Below are 22,924 nucleotides of genomic sequence, written 5' to 3'. Positions count from 1 at the left end.
TCAAGTACCGCCTCGCCGGGAACCTTCGGCGGAGTCGGCGCGTCGCGCCAACTCCCAGCGCTCACCGCACCTTTGAACGAATCCGAGGGACTGCAACTCGAAGAGTTTTCCCTGGGTGGTGTCGCGCGGTGTGCCCGACTCCCGCGCCAGTTGGGCGGTATCCGCGGGGCCGCGGGCGGGCAGTGCGTCCAGTACGCGGACGGCGACCGGATCCAAGAGGTCGCGGGCGAAGGTCGGGCCGTGCCGTTCGGGTGCGAGATCGCCGATGCTGCCGACGAGTTCGATGACCTCGTCGGCGTCGGTGACCACCGTGGCCTCGCCGCGCAGGAGTTGATGCACGCCGGCGGACAGGCCGCTGGTGACCGGCCCCGGCACGCCCATCGTGAACCTCCCGAGGGACAGCGCGCGCCGTGCGGTGACCAGTGAGCCGCTGCGGAGTTCGGCTTCCACGACGACGGTGCCCCGGGTGAGCGCGGCGATCACGCGGTTGCGCAGGACGAAGCGGCTGCGGGTGGGGTGGTCGCCTGGCGGTAACTCGGCCACGATCAGCCCCTGTTCGGCGATCCGGCCGAGCAACTCGGTGTGTCCGCGCGGATAGGCGTAGTCGACGCCGGAGGCGAGGACGGCGATGGTCGGGCCGTCCGCGGCCAGTGCGCCGCGGTGCGCGGCGCCGTCGACGCCGTACGCGGCGCCGGAGACCACCGTCCAGCCGCGCTCGGCGAGTCCGGCGGCGAGGGTGGTGGCGAGGTGGGCGCCGTATTCGGTGCAGGACCGCGCTCCGACCACGGCGACCGAGCGCAGCGCCCACAGCCGCAGCCCGGCGGCACCGCGTACCCAGAGGCCGATGGGGCGGCCGTCGCCGAGGTCGTCGAGCTGGCGGGGCCATTCCTCGTCGCCGGGGCAGATGAAGCGGCCACCGAGCGCGGCGACGGCCGCGAGGTCCGCGGCGGGGCGGGCCCGTGCGGCGCGCAGTCTGAGGCCCGCGACCTTGGTGGGGCTCGCGCCGGCGGGAAGGCTCGCGTCGTCCTCGGAGAGTGCGTGCCAGAGGGCCACCGGGCCCATCTCGCGCAGCCAGCGGCCTGCTGTTGCGTCGCCTGGTTCGAGGATGCGGGTGAGGGCGGCGCGGGCGGCCCGCTGCGGTTCGTAGGTCTCTCGCCGGGCCGTGCCACTGTCGGTTGTCGGTTTCGCTCCCTTCGCCTCGTGGGCCGGCCCCGTGGGCGCACATGTGTCGAGATCCGGGGCGGAGCGCGTACCGGGGGCGGGGGTGCGCGGGGTGTCCGCCGTTGCCCCGCTCGTGACGAAGCCCCATTCATCCGTCCCGTTCATCGCTCACCTCGGGTCGTCCGCCGGTCTGCCGCTTCGTGCGTACGGTTGCCGTCTCCGCGCCGGCTGCGGTCGTCACCGTGCCGCGGCGTACGCCGGTGCGGAGTTCCAGGGCCCAGTTGACGTCCTCCCGTGTGGGGCGGTCGCGGCCCGCGAGGTCGGCAGCGGTCCAGGCGACGCGGAGGACGCGGTCGAGGCCTCGGGCCGTCAGGAGGCCGCATTCCAGGTCGCGTTCGGCGTGGGCGAGCGCGCCGTGGTGTACCTGCCAGCGGGTTCTCAGTTCGTGGCCCGGTACCTCGCTGTTGGTGTGCCAGGGGGTGCCGGCGTAGCGGGCCGCGGCACGTTCGCGGGCGGCGTGGACGCGGTGGGCGACGTCGGCGGTGGATTCGGCGCCGCGGCCGAGTGCGAGCAGTTCGGAGCGGGCGACCGGTTCCACGGCGATCCGCAGGTCCACCCGGTCCATCAGCGGTCCGGAGAGCCGGGCCCGGTAGCGGCGGATCGAGGAGGGCCGGCATTCGCAGCCGCCGGCGGTGGTGCCGTGCCGGCCGCAGGGGCACGGATTTGCCGCGAGGGCGAGGAGGAAGCGGGCGGGCAGGCGCATCATGCCGGCGGCCCGGGCGACGACGACCTGGCCGGATTCCAGGGGCTGGCGTAACGCGTCCAGGACACGCGGGCTGCATTCGGCGGCCTCGTCCACGAAGAGCACGCCGTGATGGGCGAGCGATACGGCTCCTGGCCTGGGCAGGCCGGTCCCGCCGCCGACGAGGGATGCCATGGTCGCGGAGTGGTGCGGGGCGCAATAGGGCGGGCGGTGGACCAGTGGCTGTCCTGGTGGGAGGGTTCCGGCGACCGAGTGCACGGCGGTGACCTCCAGTGATTCCTTGGGCGTCAGGGGTGGCAGTAGTCCGGGGAGGCGCTCGGCGAGCATGGTCTTGCCGGCGCCCGGCGGGCCTTTGAAGAAGATGTGGTGGCGTCCGGCGGCGGCTACTTCCAGGGCGCGGCGGGCGCCGTGCTGGCCTGCGACCTCCGCGAGGTCGGGGGCGTGATCGCCGGGCGGCAGGCCCGCGCCGACGCCGGTGCCGGGCATGGTGAGCCCGGCGAGGAGCGGGTCGGGGCGGCCTTCTTCGAGGGGGTTCTCCTCGTCCGGCACGGGTTCGTCGGCGAGGACCGCGATGAGCTGGCGCAGGCTGCGGATGCCGAGGACGGAGACGCCGGGGACGAGGGAGGCTTCGGCGACGGTCTGTTCCGGTACGACGACCTGGCGGTATCCGGCGTCGGCGGCGGCGAGGACGGCGGGCAGCACGCCGCGTACGGGCCGGACGCGGCCGTCGAGGCCCAGTTCGCCGATCATCATCAGGTCGGTGAGTTCACGGGGGTCCAGGCGCTCGGCGGCGCCGAGGACCGCGCAGGCCACGGCGAGGTCGAAACCGCTGCCGCTCTTGGGCACGGAGGCGGGGCTGAGGCCGACGGTGAGCTTTTTCTGCGGCCACTCGGCGCCGGAGTTCACCACGGCGGCACGCACCCGGTCGCGGGATTCGACCAGGCTCTTGTCGGGCAGCCCGACGAGGGTGAAGGCGGCGACGCCGGGCTCCAGGTCGGCCTGGACCTCGACGACGACTCCTTCGACGCCGACCAGGGCGACGGAGCAGGTGCGGGCGAATCCCATCACGCCACCCCCCGGACGTGTTCGACCGCGGGGGCGCCGCGGGCGGGCAGCAGGATGCCGATGACGTCGATGCGTACGCCGCCGGGCGGTGGGCCGCCGTGCCGCTCCAGCCAGCGTTCGGCCAGCAGCCGGAGCCGGGCGGCCTTCGCGGGCCGCACCGCGGCCATGGGGTGTTCGTAGGAGCCCGCCCGGCGGGTCTTGACCTCGCAGATCACCAGGGCGTCGCCGTCGGCGGCGACGATGTCGATCTCTCCGTCGCGGCAGCGCCAGTTCCGGTCGAGGATCCGCATCCCGGCCTCGGTGAGGCGCCGGGCCGCCAAGTCCTCGCCGTACCTGCCCAGTGCGCGCCTGCGGGTGCGGGGCCGGGACGTCGGCCGGTCCGGTGCGCGGGCTGCCCTGCTCCGCGCGCCGGATCTGGCCCGTGCGTTTTCCCTGGTGCCTGTGGGCTTCCCGGTCCCGGGGCGCTGGCGGGTCCGTACGCCGGGGACGGCTCCGGAGCCGTCCCCGGTCCCTGTGCCCTCGACGGTCTTTGCGCCGTCCCGGGTGCCCGCGCCGTCCGCGGTCGGTCCGCTGTCCAGGGTCCGTGCGGCGTCTCCGGCCTTCCTGCCGGTCTGTGTGGCGTTCATGCGGTACCACCTCCGGCACCGACTGTGACGCCTCCGCGCAGATCTTTTGGATCTTGGTGGATAACGGATCGGTTGTGGACAACTCCGTCACCCGCCGGGGCGACCGGGACCGCTCCCCGGCAGGCGATCCACAGGTCCGCCCCTCAGCCGTCAGCTCCCCGGGAGATCCAGATCACTCTTGTTGAGCTCTTCGATATTCACGTCCTTGAACGTGAGCACTCGCACCTGCTTGACGAAACGGGCCGGTCGGTACATATCCCAGACCCATGCGTCGGCCATCGAGACCTCGAAGAACACTTCACCCTGGACCGAGTGCACCTGCATCTCGTAGTCGTTGGTGAGGTAGAAACGACGCTCGGTCTCGATCACGTACTTGAACAGCCCGACGACGTCGCGGTACTCCCGGTAGAGCTTCAGCTCCATCTCGGTCTCGTACTTTTCGAGGTCCTCGGCGCTCATGGCAGATCCCCTTCAGCCGTGCGTCCCCCTATTGTGCGTCAGACCCTCTCGGTCTCCAGGAGCACTGGCGCACTCGGGGGGCCTTCGTCGAGCAGTGTGCGCAGCAGCCCGGCGAGTCTGGTCGGATACACCGTCTCATGCGTCGCCGACAGTTCCTCCGAAGTCCACCATCTCAGCCCCGAGACGCTGCGTCGCTCCAGGTCGGTGTGGCCGCCGGTGTCGGTGGCGGTCCGGTCGGTCCGCCCCAGGTAGTACCACTCGTCCTGCTCCCAGCGTCGCCCGTCGAACGGAAACGCGCAGCGGCGCTTCCACAGGACGGGGCCGAGGACCGCGTCGGTGATGCCCGTCTCCTCGGCGAGCTCGCGGTGTGCCGCCTCCTCGCGAGTCTCGGTGCCTTCCACGCCGCCGCCGGGGGTGAACCACCAGGTGTCGCCGGGGTCGTCCGGTTCGAAGCCGTGCAGCAGCAGGATCCGGTCGTCCGGGTCGAGCAGGACGACGCGGGAGACCTGCCGCGCCTCGGCCGGCTCGTCGGCGGTCACCGCCCGTTCCGGTTCCTGCGCCCGCCCGGCGGTCAGCTCCTGCTCCCGCTCCCGGTCAGCCACGCCGGCGTCCCTTCCTCCGCGCGATCGGCCCGTATGCCGCACCTCCGAGGATGAGCACCGTGCCCGCGACGACCGCCAGGGTGATGGGCTGGATCGGCCCCGGCCGGGAGGTGCCCCCGGGGAGCGCGGCGAAGGCCGCGGGGCGCTCCATCACGCCGACGCTGCCGAGCGGCCAGGCGCGGGCGTCGACCCGGGCCTCGACGGCGCTGCTCGGTACGGAGCCGTGGTCGCCGTCGGTGAGGTGGACGCGCGAGTCGAGGGAGTCGCTGCGGTGATCGCCCAGCAGGAAGAGCTGGCCGTTGGGGACCGTGGCCTTGAAACCGACGGGTGAGGCGGGGCCGCCGCCCTGCCGATACGGTTCTTCGACGGGGGTTCCGTTGATCGTGAGCAGCCCCTGCTTGGTGCAGCAGGCGACCTTGTCGCCGCCGACGCCGACGACCCGCTTGACCATCGGCAACTCGCCCCAGGCCGAGTCCTGGAAGACGACGATGTCGCCGCGGCGTATCTCGGAGCCGTTGACCTTCTCCGCCAGTACCCGGGCTCCCACGGAGATCGTCGGCGTCATCGAATCGGTCGGCACCGTGTAGGGGCGGTAGGTGAGCGCCCCCCAGACGAAGCCGCCCAGGAACAGCACACAGCCGACGGCCACGGCCAGACCGGACAGCACACTGCCCGTGGTCCGGCCGCGGCCGTCCGTCCTGCGTTCTGTACTGCTGCTCATCCCAGCGCTCCCACCCCGCGGAACCGGCCCGCGTCGAACGATCCGGGACGGCACCTTACCTGGGGTTACGCCCTCCGGTCAGCCTCTGGCGACGCCACAACACAATCGGCACCGCTCCGGTCAGACCCAGCGCGGCCGGAGCCGCGGCCATTGCCTTGTTGATCCCGGCCTGGTCGAAGGTGTCCGGTACGGGGAGGGTTGCCCAGCGGTTGATGGGCCAGGCGATGGTGAAGGCCCGGCCGACGACCTCGTCCTCGGAGACCGTGCCGTTGCCCTTGAGGTTCTGGTGGTAACGGGAGTCGAGGGAGTCGTCGCGGTGGTCGCCCATCACCCAGATCCGGCCCTTGGGGACGTGGATCGGGCCGAAGGGGCGGTCACCGCACGGGGTGGCGCCGGGGAAGACGTAGGAGTCCTCCTTGAGAGCCTTGCCGTTCACCTTGACCGGGCCGGTGCCCTGGCACTCGACCGTGTCGCCGCCGACCGCGATGACCCGCTTGATCAGGTCCTTCTCCTCGGCCGAGGGCATCAGCCCGATGAAGCTGAGGACCTTCTGGACCGGGTTGGGCTGCGGGGTCGGCGTCTCGTTGAGCCAGCCGCCCGGGTCGTGGAAGACGACGACCTCGCCGCGCTGCGGCTTGGACCCGAACCACGGCGTGAGCTTGTCCACCAGGACCCGGTCCCCGCGCTGGAGGGTGTCCTGCATGGAGTCGGACGGGATGGAGAACGCCTGCACCAGAAACGTTTTGATCAGCAGCGCCAGGAGCAGGGCGATGCCGATGAGGATCGGCAGCTCCTTCCAGAAGGCACGCGGCTTCTTGCCCTTGGTCACGCTGCCGCTCGCCTCCTCGTCGGCCGCTGTGTCCGACTGCTTCGATAGATCCGTCTGCGGCCGGTCCGCCGGCGCGGACCGCCCTGACTGTGACTGTGGCTGATGCACGGAACTCGCCGCCGACCGCGCGGTCTCACCGCGCCCTGCCGGCTCTTCGGGCTCTTCGGTTCCGGACCGCGCACCGACCGCCAAGTCCCCCACATCTGCTCCTTACTCCGCGCTCTTGCCCGCCCGTCAACCGGTGCAGGCCCACCACTCCCATAACGAGCGGGAGTTCCGCAGGGGTCGGGAGTACGGTCAAACTCTCGGGTGACAGCCTATGCGGCACGTACGCTGCCGCCGCCTTCGCGCCCGGCGCGTCGTGCACCGTTGCGAAGGTGTCGGGCTCTTCGAGCATCCGCCAGTGGCTGAACGGCCAGGCGATGACCACGGCTCGGCCCACGACGTTGTCCTCCGAGACCGTGCCACGGTACGGCTCGTCCAGGTGGTAGCGCGAATCCGCGGAGTTGGAGCGGTGGTCGCCCATCACGAAGATCCGCCCGGTGGGGACGTTGACCGTGAACGTCAGCTGGGAGGGCGGGTTTCCGGGGTGGATGTACGGCTCGGTGAGCGGCGTCCCGTTGACCGTCACCCGGCCCTGTTTGTCGCAGCAGCGGACGGTGTCGCCGCCGACGGCCACCACCCGCTTGATCAGGTCCTGCTCGTTGGCGGACGGCAGCAGCCCGATGAAGGTCATGAAGTCCTTGAACGGGCCGGGGTCGCCGGACGTCTGGTTCTGCTCTCCCTTGAGCCAGCCTCCGGGGTCCTTGAAGACGACGACGTCGCCGCGATGGGGCTTGGCACCGAACCAGGGGGTGAGCTTGTCGACCAGGACGCGGTCCCCGATCCGGATCGTCTGCTCCATGGAGCCCGACGGGATCACGAACGCCTGGACGAGGAAGGTCTTGAGGACCAGGGCGATGGCCAGTGCCACGCCGACCAGGATGGGGATTTCCTTGATGTAGGAGCGGCGTCTGCGGCGCTTGATGCGCCGGGCCTGGCGCCGGCGTTCGGCCCGGCCGCCGGTCGCCCGGCGGGTCGGCTGCGGGCCCTCGGTGTCCTCGCGCTCCCCCGGGCCGCCGTACGCGGCGCCGGCGCCGCGGCCGGGCCTCTGCGTGTCCTGGCGCCCGTGACGCGGGCGTCCCCGGTTACCCATGCGGGCCTGCCGCGGCCGGTATGCCGTCGAAGGACCGCGGTGTGCCGATGGTGCGCCAGCGGCTGAACGGCCAGGTGATCAGGTCCGCACGGCCGATGACCCTGTCGACCGGGACGGTGCCGCCGCCGGCCTCGCCCAGGTGGTCGCGGGAATCGCTGGATCTGGCGCGGTGGTCGCCCATGACCCACAGCTTGCCCACCGGCACCACGGTGTCGAAGGGCACGGCGGACGGTGCGTCCCCCGGGTAGAGATAGCTCTCGCTCACCGGCTCACCGTTCACTTCGATCCGCCCCCGTTTGTCGCAGCAGGTCACCTGGTCCCCGCCGATACCGATCACGCGCTTGACGTAGTCGGTGTCGGCGGCCGGGGCCAGGCCCAGCGCCGAACCGGCCCCGCGCAGCAGCCCCGTGACGGGATTCTCCTCCTGCTCCCTGTGAACGAAAGACCCCATGCCGTCGAAGACGATGACATCGCCGCGCCGCGGTTGGTTGCCGAAACGGTACGCCAGCTTGTTGACCAGCACCCGGTCCCCGACCTTCAGGGTGTTCTCCATGGAGGTGCTGGGGATCAGGAAGGGCTGCGCGACGAAGGTGCTCAGCAGGAACAGGAATGCCAGGCAGATGGCGAAGAGGGTGACCGGCCGGTACCGCAGGCGCGCCACCGAGGTGAGAAAACGCGCGGAGCGCGACCGCTGCTCCGGCCCCTGGTCGGGGGCGGGAGAGGGGTCGCGCTCCGTGAGTTGTGCGTCGGTGTCCATCGGGGCGAGAGCCTATCCGGCCGGGCCCGGACGCCGGACGTGAGCGTGGCCTCGCGGTGCACCGGGGTGGAAATCCGTGCCCCGGTGCGGCGCGGGTCAGTTGTCGCGCTTCTCCTTGATCTTCGCGGCCTTGCCGCGGAGCTCACGGAGGAAGTACAGCTTGGCGCGACGGACGTCACCGCGGGTCACGACCTCGATCTTCTCGACGATCGGGGTGTGCACCGGGAAGGTGCGCTCGACGCCGACGGAGAAGCTGACCTTGCGGACCGTGAAGGTCTCGCGCACGCCGGAGCCCTGACGGCGGATGACGACGCCCTTGAACTGCTGCACACGGGAGCGGTTGCCCTCGATGACGCGGACGTGGACGTTGACGGTGTCACCCGGGCGGAAAGCCGGGACGTCGCTGCGCAGGGAAGCGGCGTCGACGTTGTCGAGAAGGTGCATGGCCTACTGCTTTCTTCGCTGATGCCACAGGTCATCAGCGGGATATCGGAAAGGTTGTTTCGGATGCCGTTCCGTCGGACGGGCGTCGTTCCCCCTGTGGCAGGGGCGCGCGCCGGACGCACACAGCAGCGGCCTATTCTTCCACGGCCTGACTCGCCCGCCCAAATCGGCCCCCCGCGTTCTCCGACCAACCCAGTACGGAGAGGATTTCCCGATCCTTCTTGTCGAAGGCGGCGGGGTCGGCACGCTCGATCAGATCGGGGCGGTTGAGGTCGGTGCGGCGGAACGCCTCGTCGCGGCGCCAGCGGGCGATCTTTCCGTGGTGGCCGCTGAGCAGCACGTCGGGGATGGTCCGGCCGCGCCACTCGGGGGGCTTGGTGTAGACGGGGCCCTCCAGGAGGTCGGCCATCGCTCCGGGGGCGAAGGAGTCGTCCTCGTGGGAGGCGGCGTTGCCCAGGACGCCGGGCAGCAGCCGGGCCACCGCCTCGACCATGACAAGCACGGGGGCCTCGCCACCGGCGAGGACGTAGTCGCCGATGGAGACCTCGCGGACGTCCAGCCGGTCGCCGTACTCCTCGATGACGCGGCGGTCGATGCCCTCGTAGCGGGCCGGGGTGAACACCAGCCAGGGTTTGGCGGAGAGTTCGACGGCGAGCTGCTGGGTGAAGGGGGCGCCACTGGGGGTGGGCACGACGATCACGGGTTCGCCGTCGCCGGAGGCGATGATCTCGTCGAGCGCCTCACCCCAGGGCTCGGGCTTCATGACCATGCCGGGGCCGCCGCCGTAGGGGGTGTCGTCGACGGTGTGGTGCTTGTCGTGGGTCCACTGCCGCAGGTCGTGGATGCGGACGTCGAGTTGCCCGCGGGCGCGGGCCTTGCCGACGAGCGAGACGTTCAGCGGTTCGAGGTATTCGGGGAAGATCGTGACGACGTCGAGCCGCATCAGCTGTCCTCGCGGCCGGAGGCGATCTCGGCCTGGTTCTCGTCGAGGAGGCCGGGCGGCGGTTCGACGACCGCGCGCTGCTCCTCCAGGTCGATCTCGGGCACGATCTCGCCGACGAACGGGATCATGACCTCGCTGCCGTCGGGCCGTTCGACGATCAGCAGGTCCTGGTAGGGCAGATGGGAGACCTCGGTGATCCGGCCGACGGCGGTGCCGTCGCGGGTCACGACGTCGAGGTCGATCAGCTGGTGGTCGTAGAACTCCTCGGGGTCCTCGGGGACTTCCTCGGGGTCGACCTCCGCGATCAGCAGGGTGTTCCGCAGCGCCTCGGCGGCCGTGCGGTCCGTGACGCCCTCGAAGCGCAGCAGCAGCCGGCCGCTGTGGACGCGGCCGGTGGCGATGGTGAGCGGTCCGGTGGAGGACGGCTCGGTGACGAGGACGGCGCCCGGCGCGAGCCGCAGTTCCGGCTCGTCGGTGCGCACCTCTACGGTGACCTCGCCCTTGATGCCGTGGGCGCGGCCGATCCGGGCGACTACCAACTGCACTGTGCTCCCCTTTGCGGCAGAACCGCCGCCGCTTTTGCGGATGTGGCTGAGGACCGTCGCCGGCGCCTCACGTGATGGTGGTGATCGTGGGTCCACGATCACATACGGACGCGGGCCGGGGACGACCCGAAGGCCCTCCCCGGCCCGAGCCGGTGTTCAACTTGTCAGCGAACTTGGTCGACGTCGACGAGGTCGACGCGGATGCCCCGGCCGCCGATGGCGCCCACGACGGTCCGCAGCGCACGGGCGGTACGGCCGTTGCGACCGATCACCTTGCCGAGGTCGTCGGGGTGGACCCGGACCTCCAGCACGCGCCCGCGGCGCAGGGTGCGCGAGGCTACCTGCACATCATCGGGGTTGTCGACGATGCCCTTGACGAGGTGCTCAAGGGCCTCCTCAAGCACGCTCAGTCCTCGGTGGGCTCAGAGGCCGGCTTGGCAGACTCGGCCGCGGCCTCGTCCGCCTTCTTGTCGGCCTTCTTCGCCTTCGGGGTGATGGCCTCACCCTTCGGCTCGTCGCCGGACGCCTTGGCGGCGGCCTCGAAGAGGGCGCGCTTGTCGGCCTTCGGCTCGGCGACCTTCATCGGCGCCGGGGCGGGCAGGCCCTTGAACTTCTGCCAGTCGCCGGTGACCTTGAGGATGGCCAGTACGGGCTCGGTCGGCTGCGCGCCGACACCCAGCCAGTACTGCGCGCGCTCCGAGTCGACCTCGATGCGCGAGGGGTTCTGCACCGGGTGGTACAGACCGATCTCCTCGATGGCCCGGCCGTCACGGCGGGTGCGGGAGTCGGCGACGACGATGCGGTAGTGAGGCGAACGGATCTTGCCCAGACGCTTCAGCTTGATCTTGACTGCCACTGGAGTGGTGTCTCCTGGTCTTGACGTGGTTGGGCACAACGGGATGCCACGTGGGGTTGCGGTACTCGGGTGCCCGATGGACGCGTCAGCCGGAGGAGAGAGGGGTCCTGTGCGACTGTCGAGTACAGCCATCCATTGTGCCACACGCCCTGGGGTCAGCCGACCGCGGCTACCTCGGGGATACGGAAGGGTTTGCCGCAGCCGCCGCAGACGATCGGCGCCTGGGCCAGCACGGACGGTACGACCCGGACATTGCGTCCACAGTCGCAGACGGCCTTGACGCGCACGCCGCCCCCGGAGGAACCGTGCCGGGCGGCCGGGCCGCGGAAGCTGCGGGCGGTGTCCGTGGCGGTCGCGGCGCTGTGGGCCTTGAGGGCTCTGGTGAGCCGCTCGATGGTGGGGCGGTAGCGCCTCCTGGCCTCGGGATTGAGCGCGACCAGCGAGAAGCCGCTGCTGGGGTGCGGCTCGTCGGCATGGTCCAGGCCCAGCTCCTCGGCGATCGCCAGGAACCGGCGGTTGTGGTAGCGGCCTGCCCTGGAGGTGTCGCGGATGCCGCGGGCGGCGGCGATGCCGTGGACTGCCTCATGGAGCAGCCGTTCGAAGGAGAGCTCGGCGCCACAGGCGGACGAGGACTCTCCGATCAGGGACTCGGGCGCGGCCAGGTCCGGCAGCTCGGGGTGGTGCCGTTGAATATCGGCCCAGGCGAGCGCCAGCTCGGCGGCGAGAACAGGCGGTGTCGTGCTCACGTCGTGACAACGAGCCGAGGTCGTCCAGTGTTCCGATTCCGGGGCATCCCAAATAATTTGCACGTACCGGTCAGTTTCCGCTCATGGGCCGTGCCGTGGGGCCGGTGCCCCGATCTGCGGAGAAGGCACCCGCCGGACGGCAAGCCGGTACGTACCGCCGCGTACCCCCGCGTACGCCGCATGGCGTAAGCCGGTCGTCAGCCGGGGCAACTATCGCGCGGCGATGTTACCGACGGCATCGACCGCCCCGCCCCTCCACCGTAGGGCAGCGCGACCCGCCCGGGCGCGGGGCCCGGCCGGTGCCCGAGCGCCGGGTGGCGCGTGCTGCCGTGGCGGGACCGCGCTCCCCGGGGCACCCTGGAACGGCGCTCCGGGGTGCGGGCCCGGCGCACACGGGGGCGCGCGGGAGACAACCCCGGCGCACCCTCTGGACGGCCGGACGGATGCGCAGTTGTCTGGATTGCGGGGGCGCACAACGCTCGGAAACGGGGGCGGACGGTACTGATCAGCTTCGGGTTCTCGGCGAATAGGGGCGCTTTCGATGTCACCCACGCTCGTGCGGCACCAGCTTCCGAACACCGGGTCCATGCGCTGTGACGACCCGCCCGCGCCGGCCGGCGCCCGGGCGCGCGCCCGCGACTGGGCGGAAATCCAGGAGCGCATGCTGGTCCCCCTCTACGAAGCCGCGTACGACCGTCTCGGCGTCGGACCCGGCACCCGGCTGCTCGGGCTGGGCTGCGGCTCCGGGCTGGCGCTGCTGCTCGCGGCGGCGCGCGGCGCCCAGGTGAGCGGCGTGGACGCGGACGAGTGCCGGCTGGAGCTGGCCCGCGAGCGGCTCACGCCGGACGGGATGCCGGAGGTGACCCGGCTGGTCAGCGGCGGGCTGGCGGACGCGGCACCGGCGGACGCGGCGTTCACGGTGGTCACGGCGTTCCACCCGGTGGGCTGCGGGAGCAGCGCCGACGGGCTGACCGCATCGCTGGCCGCGGCGGCGGCGCTGGCGGAGCGCGGCAGCGCGGTGGTGCTGGGCGGCTGGGGCCCGGTGGAGCGGTGCGCCACGTCCGGGGTGCTGCGGGTGGCGCAGCGGCTGGCCGATTCCCCGGCCCGTTTCGCCGCCGGCTCCGCGGGATGGCGGCTGGCCGGGCGGGACGATCTGGAGGAACTGGCCGACCGGGCGGGGCTGCGGCCCGACGGGTCGGGGCGGGTGGCGTGCCCGTTCGGCTACGCGGACATGGCGAGCGCGGTGCGCGGGCTGCTGTCGACGGGGCTGTTCGACGCGGCGCTGGAGGCCACCGAGCCGCGGCAGGTGGAGAAGGAACTGGCGGAGGCGCTGCATCCGCATCAGCGGGCGGACGGGACGGTGTGGATGCCGAATGTGTTCCGCTACCTGATCGCGCGCACCCGTTAGGCCCGGCCTCGGCAGAGTGCGAACGGCCTTCCCTGGAGGCCCGGTTGGCGCCGCGCATCCGGCTCTTCCAGGAGGGCGGCAGGGGCTGTCCGGAGGTCGCGGCGTTCGCGACCGCGGAACGGAGTGAATCCGCGTGGGGGCACCCCGGGGGTGTGACCCCAGGGGTGGCGTGATCCCAGGGTGAGGTCCCGTACCCACGGTGAGATCCCGTAGGCGGCGACGCGGCGGCACCTTGTGGGGTGCGCTCCTCTTAAGCCGCCGCCCACCCCGCGCCTTAATTGTTTCCCCGCCGCCCACCCCCCTTCGGGGGGCGGGTGGGTGGGCGAAGGGCTCAGGGCGGCTGCTGCGCGGGCGAAGAAGCGCGAGACAGGAAAGGCACGCGCAGAGAAGAAAGGCACTCAGGGAAGAGAGGCACGCGAGGAAGGCCCGGCCGGAGCGGCAGCAGGGTGGAGCGGCTCAAGAGGAGCAGCCGAAGAAGAGCGGCCGAAGCGGGCGGCTCAAGAGGGCGGCCGAAGAGGAGCAGGAAGGCGGCATGCGGCAGCCGCCCTGCCCCAGAGGGCAGGGCGGCTGCCGCAGCGAGAGGGGAAGGCTGCCCCGAGGAGCCGGAACGCAGGCCGGACGGCGAGCCGACCGGTCCCCCAGCCCGCGAACGTGCCGACCCGGTCCCTCAAGCCCACGAACGCGCCGACCGGCCCCGTCAGCCCACGAACATGCCGACGGGCCCCTCAACCCATGAGGTTGCCGACCGACCCCTCAGCCCACGAACTTCCCGACCGACCCCTCAGCCCATGAACTTCTTGAATTCCTCGGGCAGTTCGAAGTTCTGCGGGTCCTGGGCGGCGCCCTGCGGGAGGCCCAGCGGGTTGCCGGCCGCCGCGGCCTCGCGGCGCGCCGCCGCGGCCTCTTCGTCGGCCTTGCGCTTCATCGGGTTGCCGCTCTTGCGCTTGCCCTTGGCCTGCTTGATCTGCTTCTTCTTCCGCGCGGCACCGCCGCCCATGCCCGGCATCCCGGGCATGCCCGGCATACCACCGCCCTGGGCCATCCGCGACATCATCTTGCGGGCGTCGAAGAACCGCTCGACGAGGTTCTTGACGGTGCTGACGTCGACACCGGAACCCCGGGCGATACGGGCGCGGCGCGAGCCGTTGATGATCGTCGGGTCCTGGCGCTCGCCCGGCGTCATCGACTTGATGATCGCGGCCGTGCGGTCGACCTCGCGCTCGTCGAGGTTGTTGATCTGGTCCTTCATCTGCGCCATGCCGGGCAGCATGCCGAGGAGCTTGGAGATGGAGCCCATCTTGCGGACCTGCTCCATCTGGGCCAGGAAGTCGTCCAGCGTGAATTCCTTGGGGCCCTTCGCCAGCTTGGCCGCCATCTTCTCGGCCTCTTGCTGGCTGAAGGTCTGCTCGGCCTTCTCGATGAGCGACAGCATGTCGCCCATGCCGAGGATGCGGGACGCCATGCGGTCCGGGTGGAACGCGTCGAAGTCGTCCAGCTTCTCGCCGTTGGAGGCGAACATGATCTGCTTGCCGGTGACGTGCGCGATGGAGAGCGCGGCACCGCCTCGGGCGTCGCCGTCCAGCTTGGAGAGCACCACGCCGTCGAAGCCGACGCCGTCGCGGAACGCCTCGGCGGTGTTGACCGCGTCCTGACCGATCATCGCGTCGACGACGAACAGGACCTCGTCGGGGCTGACCGCGTCGCGGATGTCGGCGGCCTGCTGCATCATCTCGGCGTCGATACCGAGGCGGCCTGCGGTGTCGACGATCACGACGTCGTACTGCTTGGTGCGCGCGTGCTCGATGGAGTCCTTGGCGACCTGGACGGGGTCACCGACACCGTTGCCCGGCTGGGGGCCGTAGAAGGCTACGCCAGCGCGCTCGGCGACGACCTGGAGCTGGTTGACGGCGTTGGGGCGCTGGAGGTCGCAGGCGACCAGCAGCGGGGCGTGGCCCTGCGACTTGAGCCAGCGGCCGAGCTTTCCGGCCAGGGTCGTCTTACCGGCACCCTGGAGGCCCGCCAGCATGATGACCGTCGGCGGCGTCTTGGCGAACCGCAGCCGGCGGGTCTCGCCGCCGAGGATGCCGATGAGCTCCTCGTTGACGATCTTGATGACCTGCTGGGCCGGGTTCAGCGCCTGCGAGACCTCGACGCCGGAGGCGCGTTCCTTGACGTGCTTGATGAAGGCGCGGACGGCGGGGAGGGCGACATCGGCCTCCAGAAGGGCGATACGGATCTCGCGCGCCGTGGCGTCGATGTCCGCCTCGCTCAGGCGGCCCTTGCCCCGGAGGTTTTTGAAAGTACTCGCCAAGCGGTCGGAAAGCGTATCGAACACGGCGGTCGTCGATCCTCGGGGTCGGGGGCGGGGTGCAGTCGGCTTCTAGGGTATCCGGCTGTGCAAGCGAACCGTCCCGGACCCGCTCCCGGCCGTTCTACCGGGCGCCGCCGGACAGGCGCCGGACGGGCCCGGGACGGAGCGCTACCGGAGCGCCTCTTCCAGCGCCTTCGCCAGATCGGCCGCCTCCCCTTCCGACAGCAGCGTCCCGTCGTCCCGGGTGACGTAGACCGTGTCCACCGCGTTCGCCCCCAGGGTGCTCACATGGGCGCTGCGCACCCAGACCCCGGACGCCTCCAGCGCCCGGCCGATCCGGTGCAGCAGCCCGTGCGCGTCCTGGGCGCGGACCTCGATGACGGTGGCCGTACGGGAGCTGCCGGTGGCGACGGTGACGCGTGGCGGCGGGGCCAGTACGGCGCGGGAGCGGCGGGCGTAGGCGCGTTCGCGTTCGGCGAGGCGGGCGGGGACGTCGAGGGAGCCGTCGAGGGCGCGGACCAGGTCGGCGCGGAGCCGGTCGGCCTCGGGGAGCGAACCGTATTCGGCGGCCACCCGCCAGCTGAGCAGCAGGACCGGGCCCTCGCCGACGGGGTCGAGGGCGCGCAGGTCGGCGGCGCGGACCGTGAGCCGGTGCAGGGCCAGCACGCCGGCCGCGGCGGGCAGCACGCCGGCCTGGTCGGGGACGGCGATCAGGAGTTCCACGCCGACCGGTTCCCGGGCGGCGGCCGTGCCGTCCTCCGCGGCCTGCGGTGCGCTCTCGGGCCGGGCGTGCAGCGACAGCACCGGGCCGCCGGTGCGCGCGGCCTCGATGGCCAGCCGCTCCTGTTCGGCGGTCGGGCCCTCCGTTTCGCGGGGGTCGGCGGCGGGCTCCCCGGCGAGCCGGTCGGCGACGCGGGCGACCAGGTCGGTGACCAGGCCGTCGCGCCAGGAGCTCCAGGCGGCGGGCCCGGTGGCCAGCGCGTCGGCCTCGGTGAGGGCGTGCAGGAGTTCCAGGGTGCCGGGGCTGCCGACGGCCTCGGCGACCGCGGCAACGGTCTCGGGATCGTCCAGGTCGCGCCGGGTGGCGGTCTCGATGAGCAGCAGGTGGTGCCGGACGAGGGTGGCGATCACGGCGGTGTCGCTGCTGTCGAAGCCGAGCCGGGACGCCACGTCGCGGGCGATGGTCTCGCCGGCCACCGCGTGGTCGCCGGGCCAGCCCTTGCCGATGTCGTGCAGCAGGGCGGCGGCGAGCAGCAGGTCGGGGCGGTGCACCCGGCGGGTCAGCGCGGCGGCCCGTACCGCGGTCTCGACCAGGTGGCGGTCGACGGTCCAGGTGTGCACGGCGTTGCGCTGCGGGCGGCAGCGGACGCGTTCCCAGTCGGGCAGCAGCCGGCCGATGACGCCCTCGGCCTCCAGGGCCTCCCATACGGGCACGGTGTGCGCGCCCGCGCCGAGCAGCGTCACCAGCTGTTCCCTGGCCTCGGCGGGCCAGGGCACGGGCAGCGGCGCGGTGGCGGCTGCTGCGGCGCAGCGGCGGATCGCGTGGGTGGCGAGCGGGAGTCCGGCCTGGGCGGCGGCGGCTGCGGCGCGCAGGACCAGGACGGGGTCCCGTTCGGGGCGCGCGGTGCGGGCCAGTACGGCCTCGCCGTCGAGTTCCACGACGCCCTCGGCGAGCGGCGAGCGCTCCCCCTTGGCGGCGGTACGGCCGGGCAGCAGCCCGCGCAGCGTCGGTTTGACGGACCGGGCGCGCAGTACCCGGCCGACCTCGCGCCAGGTGACGTCGGCGGCGTAGGAGATGGTGCGGGCGGCTTCGTAGGTCTGCCGCAGCAGCGCGTCGGCGTCGAGCATGCCGAGGGCGCCGGCGACCTGGTCCTGTTCCTGGAGGGCGAGCCGGTCGGTGGCGCGGCCGGTGGTCAGGTGGAGGGCGTCGCGGGTGTCGAGGAGCCGGCTGCGGGCGGCTTCGAGGCCGCCGCGCGGGGCGTCCGCGAGCCAGGAGGCGGCGATGGCGCGCAGGGCGGTGGCGTCCCGCAGTCCGCCCCTGGCCTCCTTGAGGTCGGGTTCGAGGAGGTACTGGAGTTCGCCCTGGCGTGCGGCGCGCTCCTGGCACAGCTCGTGGAGTTCGGGGAGCCGCTTGGGGGCGCTCTCCCGCCAGCCGGCGTAGGCGGCGGTGCGCACCGCGGCGGTCAGCTCGGGGTCGCCGGCAAGGTGGCGGGCGTCCAGCAGGCCCAGCTGCACCTTGAGGTCCTCGCGGGCCGCCTTGCGGGCCTCGGAGGGGGTGCGTACGGAGTGGTCGAGGTCCAGGCCGAGGTCCCAGACGGGGTACCAGAGGCGGTCGGCGAGGGCGGCGAGGTCCGCGGTGGCGGCCCGGCCGTCGTGCAGCAGCAGGAGGTCGAGGTCGCTGCGCGGGGAGAGTTCGCCGCGGCCGTAGCCGCCGACGGCGACCAGCGCGGTGCCGCGGACACCGGCCGTGCCCGCCGCCCCGGTCAGCAGGGCGGCGAGCCAGTCGTCGGTGAGTCGGGCGAGGGCGGCGCGGCGGTCGGGGCCGGTGGGGGTGTCGTCCTGGAGAAGCCGTAGCCGGGCGGCGGGGTAACCGCCTTCGGGGGCGCTGGGCGGCGGGGCCGTGGCCCCGCCTGCGGTGTCCTCGGCGCTCTCGGTCAACTCGGCTTCTCCTTGGTCGTGTTGTGCCCCCACCGGGCTCCCCCGCCGCCGTGCTGCGGCTACAGCGCGTCGGGTCCGCGCTCGCCGGTCCGGACCCGGACCGCCTCGTCCACGGGGACGCTCCACACCTTCCCGTCGCCGATCTTGCCGGTGCGGGCCGCCTTGACCACGACCTCCACCAGCTCCTCGGCGTCCGCGTCCTCCACGAGCACCTCGATCCGGATCTTCGGCACCAGGTCGACGGTGTACTCGGCGCCGCGGTACACCTCGGTGTGCCCGCGCTGCCGTCCGTAGCCGCTGGCCTCGGTGACGGTCAGACCGTGCACGCCGAATGCCTGGAGGGCGTCCTTCACTTCGTCCAGCCGGTGCGGCTTGATTACTGCCGTGATGAGCTTCACGCGTCCACCTTCTTGGTCGGGGTCTCGCCGAGGGGCGTGGTCTTGCGGGCCGCCGTGCCGCCGCCCGCGCCGGCGAAGTCGTACGCGGTCTCGGCGTGCGCGGCCTGGTCGACGCCGGCGATCTCCTCGTCCTCGCCGACCCGGAAGCCCATCACCAGGTCGATCGCCTTGGCAAGGACGTACGAGACGACGAGGGAGTACAGGAGTACGCAGACCACGCCGACGGTCTGCTTGCCGAGCTGCGCGAAGCCGCCGCCGTAGAGGAGGCCCTTGGCGTCGCTCTGCACGCCGCCGGTGGCGAAGATGCCGATGAGCAGGGAGCCGATGACGCCGCCCACGAGGTGGACGCCGACGACGTCGAGCGAGTCGTCGTAGCCGAACTTGTACTTGAGGCCGACCGCCATCGCGCACAGCACGCCGGCGATCACGCCGATGGCGATGGCGCCGAGCGGGCTGACCGCACCGCATGCCGGGGTGATCGCGACGAGTCCGGCGACCGCGCCGGAGGCCGCGCCGAGAGTGGTGAACGAGCCGTGCCGGATCTTTTCGTAGGCGAGCCAGCCGAGCATCGCGGCGGCGGTGGCGACCTGGGTGTTGACGAAGGCGACCGCGGCGACGCCGTCGTCGTTGTTGAGCCAGGAGCCCGCGTTGAAGCCGAACCAGCCGAACCACAGCAGGCCCGCGCCGAGCATCACCAGGGGCAGGCTGTGCGGGCGCATCGGGTCCTTCTTGAAGCCGATCCGCTTGCCGACGACGAGGATGACGCCGAGGGCCGCGGCACCGGCGTTGATGTGGACGGCGGTACCACCGGCGAAGTCGATCACGCCCAGCTTGAAGAGCCATCCGCCGTCGGCCCACACCCAGTGGGCGACGGGGAAGTAGACGATGGTCACCCACAGGGCGATGAACAGCGCCCAGGCGGTGAACTTCACCCGGTCCGCGAGCGCCCCGCTGATCAGCGCGGGCGTGATCACCGCGAACATCAGCTGGAAGACCGCGAAGACGTAGACGGGGATGGAGGTGGTGCCCCACAGCTGGGTCAGGCCGATGTGGCCCATGCCGGCGAAGGCGCTGTCCCAGCCGATGACGCCGCCGTTGTCCTTGCCGAATGCGAGTCCGAAGCCGTACAGCACCCACAGGATCGTCACGATGCCCAGGCTGATGAAGCTCATCATCAGCATGTTCAGGACGCTTTTGACCCGGACCATGCCGCCGTAGAAGAAGGCGAGGCCGGGGGTCATGATCATCACCAGTGCGGAGCAGATCAGCATGAACCCGGTGTTGGCCGGGCTGAGCGTCGCTTTGTCTGCCGCGATCGTCAGGATGCCTGGGGGCATCGGCGTCTCCTCGTCGTCGATGCGGCCCGTGCGGGGTGTGGGGTTGGGCCGACTTCGCGATGAGGTTGTCGCAGCGCCGTTTCGGCCAAACCTTGCCGGTGTTTCACCGGGGTGACGAAGGCGCCCTCCGTGTTACACCCCGGTGAACTCCGAGATCGTCCCGGCACCACGTGTTCAGCCCGCGGAAACCATCCCTCAGCCGGCCTCCGCCGTCTCCGGGAGCTGGCGGGACAGCTCGTCGCCCAGTTGGATCACCGCGGCGACGCCCCCGTACTCCCGCGCCGCGGTGTCCACCGTCTTGCGCAGCCGGGTGTTGACCCGTTCGGAGCGGACCTGCCGGGCGAAGGGGATCGCGCGCTGCGCCATCTCCGCGCAGGCTTCCGGCTCCTTCTGGAGCAGATGGACGGTCGCCATCCCGATCAGGTTGAGCGCGTACGAGCGCTGGTGCTCGGGGTCCTGGCCGAACAGCTCCACGGCGCGCCGCATCACGGGCTCGGCGAGCGAGGCGTAGGTGGGGCTGCGGCCCGCCACGTAGGCGAGGTCGCGGTAGGAGTGGGCGTTCTCGGCGTTCAGCTCGGCCTCGGAGAAGAAGCGGATCCAGTCCGGCTCCGGCTCGCCGGGGGTGACGTCGGAGAAGGTGTCCTCGGCCATCCGCACCGCCCGCTTGACCTTGCTGGGCTGGCCCATGCCGGCGTACGCGCGCGCCTCCATCGCATACAACATCGCCTGGGTGCGCGGTGTGGCCGTCTCCCGGCTGCCGTACTGGGCGAGGTGGATCAGCTCCAACGCATCGTCGGGCCGGCCGAGATGGATCATCTGCCGGCTCATGCTGGAGAGGATGTAGGAGCCCAGGGGGCGGTCGCCGGCCTCTTTGGAGGCGTGCAGCGCCAGCACGAAGTACTTCTGGGCGGTGGGCTGGAGCCCGATGTCGTAGCTCATCCAGCCGGCCAGCTCGGCGAGTTCGGCGGCGACCTTGAACAGCCGCTTGGAGACCTGGGGCGGCTGCGGCTCCTGGAGGAGGTCGGTGACCTCGTGAAGCTGGCCGACCACCGCCTTGCGCCGCAGCCCGCCGCCGCACTGCGCGTCCCACTGCCGGAACATCGCGGTCGTCGACTCCAGCAGCTCCAGCTCGGGCTTGGAGAGCCGGGCCGGCCGCCGGGCCCGGTCCTGCTGCGGCTCCGCGTCGCCCGCCGCCGCGGGCACCGGCACCAGCCAGCGCTGCATCGGCTCGATGAGGGTCGGGCCGGCGGCCAGCGCCAGGGAGGTGCCCAGGAAGCCGCGGCGCGCCAGCATCAGGTCGCTGCGCGAGAACTCGCTGATCAGGCTGACCGTTTGGGGCCCGGCCCAGGGCAGGTCCACCCCGGAGACGGACGGCGACTGGTGCGCCGAGCGCAGTCCCAGCTCCTCGATGCCGACCACACAGCCGAAGCGCTCCGAGAAGAGCTCGGACAGGATCCGGGGGATGGGCTCGCGCGGCTGCTCGCCGTCCAGCCAGCGGCGCACGCGGGAGGTGTCGGTGCTGATGTGGTGGGCGCCCATCTGGCGCGCCCGCCGGTTGACCTGTCGCGCCAGCTCGCCCTTGGACCAGCCGCTGCGCAGGAACCATGAACCCAACTGTGCGTTGGGACGTTTGACGGCGTCGGTGCCGCCCGTGCTGTTGGAGCCGGCGGTGCCGCCAGTGCCGCCCACAGGAATGCCCCCATTCCGATAGCGCTTTTCTGCGAACTGCGAACCACCCACAGGATGCCGCCTGTTGCGGCGCCCGTTGCGGGGGTACATCTACCCGACCGCGGATTCCGGCCACACCTCCGGCCGCGGTCCTACTGGCGCGTTGCCACCGGCATACCCGTGCGAACGATGCCTCTCCGGGGTTCGTGCACCGAAAGTAATCCTACGATCACGCCCGTCGCGAGGGCGACCGCCGAAACGCCACCATTCGCCACCCCTTTGAATGAACTCCCCGGCCTGCTCTCGCGATTGACTTGACACAGGCCGAAGAGGGCCGGGCGGAGCGAAGCACGCGAAGGCGTGCGCGACGCATCGCACCACCCGGCGCGCGACGGCTCACCACCGGCACCGCGGACCGTCGACGGAGCGTGAGCACCAGCGTGAACACCTCCTCCTCGTCAATGCGCCGCCTCGTAACCACTCGCACGCACCACCCGTTGGAGGGGGCATGGACTTCACGATCGGCGCCATCCGGGACATCCGTTCCGGCTCGCGCCGCCGCGCCCGCTCGACCGAGAGCACGGCGGTGGCGGAGTACACCGGGCTGTGGGGCTGGGACGTGGCGCCGGGCGCCCGCGCGGTCCGCACCGGCAGCCGTACGGACTGCTCGTGCGGCGCCGCCGGCTGCCCGTCGCCGGGCGCCCATCCGCTGTCGTTCGGCCAGGAGTTGGCGGCCGGCGCGCCCCTGGAGAAGGCAGCCGCGGCCTGGGCGGACACCCCGGGGGCGGCGGTGCTGCTTCCCGTAGGGCGGTCCTTCGACATCCTCGACGTGCCCGAGGAGGCGGGCCGCGGGGCGCTGGTGCGGCTGGAGCGGATGGGGCTGCCGCTCGGGCCGGTGGCCGCCACCCCGACGGGCCGGGCGCTGTTCTTCGTCGCCCCCGGGGCGGCCGGCGCGCTCCCCGACCTCCTCTACCGCACGGGCTGGGACGACGCCGATCTGGACCTGCGCCCCCTGGGCCGCGGCGACTACATCACCGCGCCGCCCTCGGACTTCGGCGGCCACGGCCCGATGCGCTGGCTGCGCCCGCCGACGCTGGACTCGGCCGGCTGCCCGCCGCAGGCCCGGCTGCTGCTCGGGACGCTGGCGTATGTGTGCAACCGGTCGGCGGGCAGCCGCGCGACCGCCCACGGGGCGGACTGTCCCCGGCCGCCGGTCTGAGCCGGGCAAATCGTTTCGTCGTTGGTGTGATCCGGACGCTGCCCCTGAGGGGCGGCGCCCGGCGCCGTACTGCCGGCGTGCCCTGCTGCTGGCATGCCGTACAGCCGTAGTGCGGTACGCGCCGCGCGTGCCCGCGGGGAAAGGCGTGCGTGCCCGCGGGGAAAGGCGTGCGTGCCCGCGGGGAAAGGCGTGCGTGCCCGCGGGGAAAGGCGT

Annotated in this window: 22 protein-coding genes; 2 read left to right on the top strand and 20 right to left on the bottom strand. The window is 72.1% G+C overall.

Annotation, left to right across the window (positions count from 1 at the left end; genetic code table 11):
- The 15 genes from dprA to IEZ17_RS03080 all read right to left on the bottom strand — a co-directional run bounded on the left by dprA (position 1) and on the right by IEZ17_RS03080 (position 11,712).
- Complete coding sequence (dprA, locus tag IEZ17_RS03150) at positions 1–1,326, bottom strand: DNA-processing protein DprA (protein WP_229851717.1); 1,326 nt, start codon at positions 1,324–1,326, stop codon at positions 1–3.
- Positions 1,310–2,989, bottom strand: coding sequence for a YifB family Mg chelatase-like AAA ATPase (locus tag IEZ17_RS03145; RefSeq protein ID WP_189296044.1), 1,680 nt, complete (start codon positions 2,987–2,989; stop codon positions 1,310–1,312). Before IEZ17_RS03145 ends, dprA begins: the two co-directional genes overlap by 17 nt.
- Positions 2,989–3,330, bottom strand: coding sequence for a YraN family protein (locus IEZ17_RS44110; RefSeq protein ID WP_189296243.1), 342 nt, complete (start codon positions 3,328–3,330; stop codon positions 2,989–2,991). The genes IEZ17_RS03145 and IEZ17_RS44110 overlap by 1 nt, the downstream gene beginning before the upstream one ends.
- 435 nt (positions 3,331–3,765) lie before the next feature.
- A complete protein-coding gene (locus tag IEZ17_RS03135) occupies positions 3,766–4,074 on the bottom strand; it encodes a DUF2469 domain-containing protein (protein WP_003980220.1) in 309 nt (102 codons plus the stop codon).
- A gap of 38 nt (positions 4,075–4,112) precedes the next feature.
- Positions 4,113–4,613, bottom strand: a complete 501-nt coding sequence (locus IEZ17_RS03130) for an NUDIX hydrolase (protein WP_189296241.1) — start codon at positions 4,611–4,613, stop codon at positions 4,113–4,115.
- Positions 4,614–4,668: 55 nt separating this feature from the next.
- Entirely contained in the window at positions 4,669–5,397 is a 729-nt protein-coding gene (gene lepB, locus IEZ17_RS03125) for a signal peptidase I (RefSeq protein ID WP_189296042.1), read from the bottom strand.
- 55 nt (positions 5,398–5,452) lie between these two features.
- Positions 5,453–6,226: a signal peptidase I gene (lepB, locus tag IEZ17_RS03120; RefSeq protein ID WP_373299716.1), complete on the bottom strand. Its 774-nt coding sequence runs from the start codon at positions 6,224–6,226 to the stop codon at positions 5,453–5,455.
- A 133-nt stretch (positions 6,227–6,359) separates the two neighbouring features.
- A complete protein-coding gene (gene lepB / locus IEZ17_RS03115) occupies positions 6,360–7,421 on the bottom strand; it encodes a signal peptidase I (protein WP_189296039.1) in 1,062 nt (353 codons plus the stop codon).
- A complete protein-coding gene (lepB, locus tag IEZ17_RS03110) occupies positions 7,414–8,178 on the bottom strand; it encodes a signal peptidase I (protein WP_189296037.1) in 765 nt (254 codons plus the stop codon). Before lepB (IEZ17_RS03110) ends, lepB (IEZ17_RS03115) begins: the two co-directional genes overlap by 8 nt.
- A 96-nt stretch (positions 8,179–8,274) precedes the next feature.
- Entirely contained in the window at positions 8,275–8,622 is a 348-nt protein-coding gene (rplS, locus tag IEZ17_RS03105) for a 50S ribosomal protein L19 (RefSeq protein WP_189296035.1), read from the bottom strand.
- A gap of 133 nt (positions 8,623–8,755) precedes the next feature.
- On the bottom strand, positions 8,756–9,565 hold the full coding sequence (trmD, locus tag IEZ17_RS03100; protein WP_189296033.1) for a tRNA (guanosine(37)-N1)-methyltransferase TrmD: 810 nt from the start codon (positions 9,563–9,565) through the stop codon (positions 8,756–8,758).
- Entirely contained in the window at positions 9,565–10,110 is a 546-nt protein-coding gene (gene rimM / locus IEZ17_RS03095; RefSeq protein WP_189296031.1) for a ribosome maturation factor RimM, read from the bottom strand. The genes trmD and rimM overlap by 1 nt, the downstream gene beginning before the upstream one ends.
- A 164-nt stretch (positions 10,111–10,274) precedes the next feature.
- Entirely contained in the window at positions 10,275–10,514 is a 240-nt protein-coding gene (locus IEZ17_RS03090; RefSeq protein ID WP_003980229.1) for an RNA-binding protein, read from the bottom strand.
- Between the two features lie 2 nt (positions 10,515–10,516).
- A complete protein-coding gene (gene rpsP, locus IEZ17_RS03085) occupies positions 10,517–10,966 on the bottom strand; it encodes a 30S ribosomal protein S16 (protein ID WP_189296029.1) in 450 nt (149 codons plus the stop codon).
- Positions 10,967–11,121: 155 nt separating this feature from the next.
- Entirely contained in the window at positions 11,122–11,712 is a 591-nt protein-coding gene (locus tag IEZ17_RS03080) for a hypothetical protein (RefSeq protein ID WP_189296027.1), read from the bottom strand.
- Positions 11,713–12,253: 541 nt separating this feature from the next.
- Here IEZ17_RS03080 and IEZ17_RS03075 point away from each other — a divergent pair.
- A complete protein-coding gene (locus tag IEZ17_RS03075; protein WP_189296025.1) occupies positions 12,254–13,120 on the top strand; it encodes a methyltransferase domain-containing protein in 867 nt (288 codons plus the stop codon).
- Positions 13,121–13,901: 781 nt separating this feature from the next.
- Here the strand turns inward: IEZ17_RS03075 and ffh are convergent.
- The 5 genes from ffh to nsdA all read right to left on the bottom strand — a co-directional run bounded on the left by ffh (position 13,902) and on the right by nsdA (position 21,513).
- Positions 13,902–15,455 carry a signal recognition particle protein gene (ffh, locus tag IEZ17_RS03070; protein ID WP_189296023.1) on the bottom strand — a complete coding sequence of 518 codons (1,554 nt, stop codon included), beginning with the start codon at positions 15,453–15,455 and terminating at the stop codon, positions 13,902–13,904.
- A 144-nt stretch (positions 15,456–15,599) separates the two neighbouring features.
- A complete protein-coding gene (locus tag IEZ17_RS03065; protein ID WP_189296020.1) occupies positions 15,600–18,089 on the bottom strand; it encodes a [protein-PII] uridylyltransferase in 2,490 nt (829 codons plus the stop codon).
- 59 nt (positions 18,090–18,148) lie between these two features.
- Positions 18,149–18,487 (bottom strand): P-II family nitrogen regulator, encoded by a 339-nt coding sequence (locus tag IEZ17_RS03060; RefSeq protein ID WP_189296018.1) that lies wholly within the window; start codon positions 18,485–18,487, stop codon positions 18,149–18,151.
- Positions 18,484–19,824 (bottom strand): ammonium transporter, encoded by a 1,341-nt coding sequence (locus tag IEZ17_RS03055; protein ID WP_189296016.1) that lies wholly within the window; start codon positions 19,822–19,824, stop codon positions 18,484–18,486. The genes IEZ17_RS03060 and IEZ17_RS03055 overlap by 4 nt, the downstream gene beginning before the upstream one ends.
- Before the next feature lie 195 nt (positions 19,825–20,019).
- Complete coding sequence (gene nsdA, locus IEZ17_RS03050) at positions 20,020–21,513, bottom strand: transcriptional repressor NsdA (RefSeq protein WP_189296014.1); 1,494 nt, start codon at positions 21,511–21,513, stop codon at positions 20,020–20,022.
- Between the two features lie 487 nt (positions 21,514–22,000).
- Between nsdA and IEZ17_RS03045 the strand changes: the two genes are divergently transcribed.
- The gene (locus IEZ17_RS03045; RefSeq protein WP_189296013.1) at positions 22,001–22,711 is read left to right on the top strand and encodes a bifunctional DNA primase/polymerase; all 711 of its coding nucleotides are present in this window, start codon (positions 22,001–22,003) and stop codon (positions 22,709–22,711) included.
- Positions 22,712–22,924: the final 213 nt, after the last annotated feature.

Origin of the sequence: Streptomyces albospinus (assembly GCF_014648695.1) — a bacterium.
Taxonomy (GTDB): Bacteria; Actinomycetota; Actinomycetes; order Streptomycetales; family Streptomycetaceae; genus Streptomyces; species Streptomyces albospinus.
Note: the sequence above shows the minus strand (reverse complement) of the source record. Positions and strands in the feature narration are given on the sequence as shown.

What these genes read in the sequence shown, in the direction of transcription:
- dprA (WP_229851717.1), bottom strand. Translation starts at nt 1,326, where the DNA reads ATGAACGGGACGGATGAATGGGGCTTCGTCACGAGCGGGGCAACGGCG.
- IEZ17_RS03145 (WP_189296044.1), bottom strand. Translation starts at nt 2,989, where the DNA reads ATGGGATTCGCCCGCACCTGCTCCGTCGCCCTGGTCGGCGTCGAAGGA.
- IEZ17_RS03135 (WP_003980220.1), bottom strand. Translation starts at nt 4,074, where the DNA reads ATGAGCGCCGAGGACCTCGAAAAGTACGAGACCGAGATGGAGCTGAAG.
- lepB (WP_189296042.1), bottom strand. Translation starts at nt 5,397, where the DNA reads ATGAGCAGCAGTACAGAACGCAGGACGGACGGCCGCGGCCGGACCACG.
- lepB (WP_189296039.1), bottom strand. Translation starts at nt 7,421, where the DNA reads ATGGGTAACCGGGGACGCCCGCGTCACGGGCGCCAGGACACGCAGAGG.
- lepB (WP_189296037.1), bottom strand. Translation starts at nt 8,178, where the DNA reads ATGGACACCGACGCACAACTCACGGAGCGCGACCCCTCTCCCGCCCCC.
- rplS (WP_189296035.1), bottom strand. Translation starts at nt 8,622, where the DNA reads ATGCACCTTCTCGACAACGTCGACGCCGCTTCCCTGCGCAGCGACGTC.
- trmD (WP_189296033.1), bottom strand. Translation starts at nt 9,565, where the DNA reads ATGCGGCTCGACGTCGTCACGATCTTCCCCGAATACCTCGAACCGCTG.
- IEZ17_RS03075 (WP_189296025.1), top strand. Translation starts at nt 12,254, where the DNA reads ATGTCACCCACGCTCGTGCGGCACCAGCTTCCGAACACCGGGTCCATG.
- IEZ17_RS03055 (WP_189296016.1), bottom strand. Translation starts at nt 19,824, where the DNA reads ATGCCCCCAGGCATCCTGACGATCGCGGCAGACAAAGCGACGCTCAGC.
- IEZ17_RS03045 (WP_189296013.1), top strand. Translation starts at nt 22,001, where the DNA reads ATGGACTTCACGATCGGCGCCATCCGGGACATCCGTTCCGGCTCGCGC.